We start from the raw sequence: 3768 nt of genomic DNA, 5'->3' as shown, positions 1-3768 counted from the left end.
CGCCCCGCTCGACGCCGATGCGATCCTGCTGCTCGGCATCGGCGAATCGAGCGACGCGCATCACATGTCGTCGCCGCATCCGGACGGGCTCGGCGCGCGCGTCGCCATCGAGCAGGCGCTTGCATCCGCCGGCCTCGGCGCGAACGACATCGACTACGTGAACCTGCACGGCACCGCGACGCCGAGCAACGACGCGGCCGAAAGCCGCGCGATCGGCGCGCTGTTCGCCGGCACGCCGTGCAGCTCGACGAAGGGCGCGACCGGCCATACGCTCGGCGCGGCGGGCGCGCTCGAGGCGGTCGTCGCCGCGCTCGCGCTGCGCGAACAGTTCGTGCCGGCCGGCGTCAACACGACGCAACCCGACCCGACACTCGTCGCCGACTACGTGCTCGCGAGCCGCGATGCGCGCGTGCGCGCCGTCCTCTCCAATTCGTTCGGCTTCGGCGGCACGAATTGCAGCCTGATCCTCGGCCGCGCCGACCACGCACGCCGTTGAGGCCCGCCATGACACTGACCGCCTTCATCGAAAGCATCGGCATCGTCGGCCCGGGATTGAGCGGCTGGCCGCACGCGGCCGACGTGCTCGCGGGCCGCGCGCCGTATGCGCCCGCCCGCACCGAGCTGCCGCCGCCGGCCGGCCTGCCGTCGGCCGAGCGGCGCCGCACGGGCCCCGTCGTGCGCACGGCGCTCGCGGCCGGCCACGAAGCGGTGGCCGCAAGCGCACGCGACGCCGCGACGCTCGCGACCGTGTTCAGCGCGTCGGGCGGCGACGGCCAGAACTGCCACGCGATCTGCGAAACCCTCGCCGGCGACGATCGCCAGTTGTCGCCGACGCGCTTCCACAACTCCGTGCACAACGCGCCGGCCGGCTACTGGAGCATCGCGACCCGCGCGATGGCGACGTCGAACGTGCTGTGCGCGCACGACGGCAGCTTTGCCGCCGGGCTGCTCGAGAGTCTGTGCCAGGTCGTCGTCGATCGCGTGCCGACGCTGCTGATCGCGTACGACACCGACTATCCGGAACCGCTGCGCGCGGTGCGGCCGATCGACGATGCGTTCGGCGTCGCGCTCGTGCTCGCGCCGGAAGCAAGCGAACACGCGCTCGCCCGCATCGACGTGCAACTCACCGACACCCCCGCCACGACGCTCGCGCACGCCGGGCTCGACGCGCTGCGCGCCGGCAATCCGGCCGCGCGCGTGCTGCCGCTGCTCGAGGCGCTCGCCGCACGGCGTTCGACACGCATCGTGCTCGACTACCTGGCCGATACACGCGTGCAGGTCGATGTCGCGATGCCGGATACGTTCGCGGAGCGTGCGTGATGACCGCGACGGTCCCGCTCGCGCCGCCGCTCGACCACGCGTGGATCGCCGCGCACATTCCGCACGACGGCGCGATGTGCGTGCTCGATACGGTCGATGCGTGGGATGCCGCCCGCATCCGCTGCACCGCGACGAGCCACCGCGATCCGCACAACCCGCTGCGCGCGCACGGCCGGCTCGCTTCCGTCTGTGGCATCGAATACGCGGCGCAGGCGATGGCCGTGCACGGCGCGTTGCTCGGTGCGCACGAAGCGCGCCCGCGCGTCGGCTATCTGGCGAGCGTGCGCAACGTCGACGCGTTCGTCGACCGGCTCGACACCTTCACGCAGCCGCTCGTCGTCGAAGCGGAACGCGTGAGCGGCGACGCCCGCTCGGTGCTGTACGGCTTCGCGCTGCGCTGCGGCGAGCGCGTGCTGCTGTCCGGCCGCGCCGCGGTGATGCTCGACGCATCGGCGGCCGGCGTGCTTCGCCCGGCGCCCGCCGACGACGCGAATCCTCGCTGAAGAGGCTTGTTCAACGGAAGGAAACCAGGTCGTGAAAGTTCGTCAGTTCATTGGTACCGCGCTCGTTCTGGCGCTGATCAGCCCGATCGCGCACGCGGACATGTCGGAAGTGAAGCAGGACATCAAGCGCGACTCGAAGGAAGCCGCGCACAAGACCGGCGAGGCGGCCCGCAGCTTCGGCCACGCGACCGCGAGTGCGGCGAAGGCGGTCGGTCACGGCGTCGCGCATGCGTCGCGCGAAGGCTGGGATGCCACCAAGCGCACGACGAAGCGGATCTTCCACAAGAACGGGTCCGGCGAGTCGGGCGGAAAGAGCGATTGACGACGGGCATCGCGCGCACCGCCTTGCGGCATGCGCGCGATGTGTGACCGCAGGTCAACGGTGATGCGTGACTGCCGCCATGCCACCGCCGTCAACGCGCGCCGCGCATGCGGCGTGCCGGCCTGGCCCGCACGCGCGCGAAACACTTGCCGTAAGCGACGAGCCAGCAATCGCGATGATCGAAGTTCCGCAGCAGCCGCGCACGGCGCCGTTCGAGCCAGAAGAGCGAGATCGCCATCGTCAGCGCGACGGCCAGTGCCGCGCCGCCGATCGCGAGTCCCATCCAGGTGTCGCTCATGCCTTCTCCGGAATGCGGGGCCGCGGCGGCACACCTGTGCCGCCGCGGCACTGGAACCAGCGGAACACGGCCCGGCACGGGCATGCGCGCCGTCCGGGCCGCCGTGCGTCAGTGCATGTGCTGGCCGCCGTTGATCGCGATGTTGGAGCCCGTCACGAAGCCGGCCTCCTCCGAGCACAGGTAGGCGACCAGCGCCGCGACTTCCTCGGGCTTGCCGAGCCGGCCCGCCGGAATCTGCGGGAGGATCTTCGAGTCGAGGATGTCCTGCGGGATCGCCGTGACCATCTTCGTCGCGAGGTAGCCCGGCGACACGGTGTTCACCGTCACGCCCTTGCGCGCAATCTCGAGCGCGAGCGATTTCGTGAAGCCGTGCATGCCGGCCTTCGCGGCCGCGTAGTTGGTCTGGCCGACCGAACCCTTCGAGCCGTTCACCGACGAGATGTTGACGATGCGGCCCCAGCCGCGCTCGACCATGCTTTCGCAGACCGGCTTCGTCATGTTGAACACGGAATCGAGGTTCGTGCGGATCACCGCATCCCAGTTGACCTTGTCGAGCTTGCGCAGCGTCATGTCGCGCGTGATGCCCGCGTTGTTCACGAGAATGTCGACCGGGCCGACGTCCCGGGCGATCTTCTCGATGCATTGCTGGCACGAATCGTGGTCGGCCACGTCCACCGGATACGCATGGAACTCGCGGCCGGCCGCATGCATCTCGGTCAGCCAGCGGTCCGCGCCGGTGTTGCTCGGCGAATACGTGACGACTACCCGGTGGCCCGCGTCGTTCAACCTGATGCTGACCGCTTCGCCGAGGCCGCCCATTCCACCAGTCACAACTGCAATTCGCTTAGTCATCCTATAAATTACCGACAAAAAAGTAATCGATGAAAGCGGGGCGACGGCATCGCACATGCTGCCGCCCCACCGCTTCGATGCGCAACCGCCCGCGTTGCAGGCACGGCACGCACCGGCACCTCGCGCGTGTTGTTGACCACTTGTCGTGCGCGAAAACCGCTTCACCCGCGTGCGGCGCTCACCGGCGCCGCACGCGGGACGAATCGTCAGGCCCCGCTCAGGCGCGCTCGACCGCGAGCGCGACGCCCATCCCGCCGCCGATGCACAGCGACGCCAGCCCGCGCTTCGCGTCACGCTTGGCCATCTCGTGCAGCAGCGTCACCAGAATCCGGCAGCCCGACGCGCCGATCGGGTGACCGATCGCGATCGCCCCGCCGTTCACGTTCACCTTCGACGTGTCCCAGCCCATCTGCTTGTGCACCGCCAGCGCCTGCGCCGCGAACGCCTCATTGATCTCCATCAGGTCCAGGTCG

5 protein-coding genes and 2 pseudogenes are annotated in these 3768 nt (G+C 70.0%); 4 read left to right on the top strand and 3 right to left on the bottom strand.

Annotation, left to right across the window (positions count from 1 at the left end; translation table 11 throughout):
• The 4 genes and pseudogenes from VK92_RS38815 to VK92_RS38800 form a co-directional block, all read left to right on the top strand.
• Window positions 1-496: pseudogene (locus VK92_RS38815) on the top strand (beta-ketoacyl-[acyl-carrier-protein] synthase II); the annotation flags it as partial.
• A gap of 8 nt (window positions 497-504) precedes the next feature.
• Complete coding sequence (locus tag VK92_RS38810) at window positions 505-1320, top strand: beta-ketoacyl synthase chain length factor (protein ID WP_048025655.1); 816 nt, start codon at window positions 505-507, stop codon at window positions 1318-1320.
• A complete protein-coding gene (locus tag VK92_RS38805) occupies window positions 1320-1823 on the top strand; it encodes a hotdog family protein (RefSeq protein WP_048025656.1) in 504 nt (167 codons plus the stop codon). The genes VK92_RS38810 and VK92_RS38805 overlap by 1 nt, the downstream gene beginning before the upstream one ends.
• A 31-nt stretch (window positions 1824-1854) precedes the next feature.
• Complete coding sequence (locus VK92_RS38800) at window positions 1855-2145, top strand: hypothetical protein (protein WP_048025657.1); 291 nt, start codon at window positions 1855-1857, stop codon at window positions 2143-2145.
• A 91-nt stretch (window positions 2146-2236) separates the two neighbouring features.
• Here VK92_RS38800 and VK92_RS38795 read toward each other — a convergent pair whose 3' ends face one another.
• From VK92_RS38795 to VK92_RS38785, 3 genes and pseudogenes are all read right to left on the bottom strand, one after another.
• Complete coding sequence (locus VK92_RS38795; protein WP_048025658.1) at window positions 2237-2443, bottom strand: hypothetical protein; 207 nt, start codon at window positions 2441-2443, stop codon at window positions 2237-2239.
• A gap of 108 nt (window positions 2444-2551) precedes the next feature.
• Window positions 2552-3295, bottom strand: coding sequence for an acetoacetyl-CoA reductase (gene phbB, locus VK92_RS38790; protein WP_048025659.1), 744 nt, complete (start codon window positions 3293-3295; stop codon window positions 2552-2554).
• 217 nt (window positions 3296-3512) lie between these two features.
• Window positions 3513-3768 (bottom strand): annotated as a pseudogene (locus tag VK92_RS38785) (acetyl-CoA C-acetyltransferase); the annotation flags it as partial.

Origin of the sequence: Burkholderia sp. LK4, from assembly GCF_001043615.1 — a bacterium.
Classification (GTDB): Bacteria; Pseudomonadota; Gammaproteobacteria; order Burkholderiales; family Burkholderiaceae; genus Burkholderia; species Burkholderia cepacia.
This window is presented reverse-complemented; position numbering and strand designations above follow the sequence as displayed.